Below are 1,615 nucleotides of genomic sequence, written 5' to 3' on the forward strand. Positions count from 1 at the left end.
GAGTCCATGCTGGATACGATAGAACAAATTCCCTGGAAAGCTTACACCGCAGTTGCTCAAAAGACAGTTGCTCAAAAAAGAACCAGTAAATACGATAAGCTAATCAGACTTACCTTTTATATCGAAGCTGCGGATTGGCGAGTCGTAAGACAACAGGAAAGGCTGCTTAAAGATATAGAGGACAGGCTGCAGATCTACCCCATTGTAAACGATGCGGCAAAAGAAAGAGGCAAGACTTTCCTTGCTAAACTGGCCAGCGATCTGGAAGTAGTATTTGAAAACGACGTTCACCTCAACGACAACAAGAATGTTATTTACTGCAAAATTTCGGAATTAATGGGTGAGGTAGAAGAAACCCATGGCGATGAAGTGTTCAGAAGGGCCAGAAACAATGAAATTGCTCATCAACTCAACATTGAGGACTATAGAGATGACGCCGGTATAGAAGACCAAAACATTCTAATTAAAAAAAAACTCGAACAGCTGGAAGAAAAAGTTTTCAAAGCAGGTGTTTCTGAGGTTAATGAGCATATCACAGCCATTGACAATGAACTTGACAGGCAAATGGCTCGCCTGGACCCCAAACCCCGGTACGTTCTTGATCGTGAAGTAGCCACAGTCAGGGAAGCAATAGAAGAAGCTGAAAGTGAGCAGAAGACAGCTAAGCAAAAGCTGGATGCTATTCGTGTCAAACAATATTTATTTACCGGCCCCCCAGCTGTACACGAAAGTATCTCGGATGGAGACGACATAGTTCTCAATCGGGCAATGAAACAAGTTCAAATAAGGCTGGGTCTGACTGCAGATGACGAGCAAACCCTTCAAGAGCGAGTAGAGGACGTCAATGATTTTCTGGAAGAACACGGTATACAAAGACGAGAGGAAATCTTTAAGAAACTGAAAACCAAAATAAATCTTAATGTTCAGATTAGAGATGACCTCAGTTTACAGGAAGAAGCTGATGACTTTATCGATACTTTGGCTTATGTAGATACTCTTGTTCGGGAAGCAAGCGATGAAGTCTATAGCGAATTGGGTGAACAGATTTTAATCAGACAAAAGCATTTTCGGATCACGGAATTCCTGCGTGAGCACTACAGGAAAATTATGGCAGTGACCAATGCACGGCTTGAACAGAGAGATGCAAAAGAGAATCTGGATCGTAAAAAACAGGAGATTGAAGATCCCGGACACATTGATGAGCAGGCTAAAGCCGCACATGAAAAGGAAATGGACGCACTGGGTTTAGTCCTGAAGCAAAAAAGTGAAGCTGTATCAAAAGCAAAAGAGGCTCTGGCGGATTATCGTAAAGCAGCTCTTAACACCGTCGAAGAAGCCGTGGGTCTCAAACCAGACGCTACTGATACTCATGAACAACGGATTAATGCCCTGAGAAACAAACGGTTACAACTGGGCAGTGATGATGTTATTGGCAGCAAGGCCCAACAACTGATTCATAAACAGGCTCATCTGGAAGGTGAGATTAAAGTCAGAGAAGCCGCCATTGAGAGAATGAAGGGAGTCCTGAAAGCGGCAGAGAAAGCCGTCGAAGATGACGACGGTCCCTTCCAGTACACGCCGAGGCAGGCAAAAGTTCGGGCCGCTATGGACGACT

The 1,615-nt window shown here is 44.1% G+C and carries 1 protein-coding gene; it reads left to right on the forward strand.

Annotated elements, in window-relative coordinates:
- A partial coding sequence (locus tag KDK19_RS13355) for a hypothetical protein (protein WP_257255269.1) occupies nucleotides 1-1,615 on the forward strand: 1,615 nt, incomplete at both ends.

The sequence above is a fragment of the Endozoicomonas sp. ONNA1 genome, assembly GCF_024606325.1.
Classification (GTDB): domain Bacteria; phylum Pseudomonadota; class Gammaproteobacteria; order Pseudomonadales; family Endozoicomonadaceae; genus Endozoicomonas_A.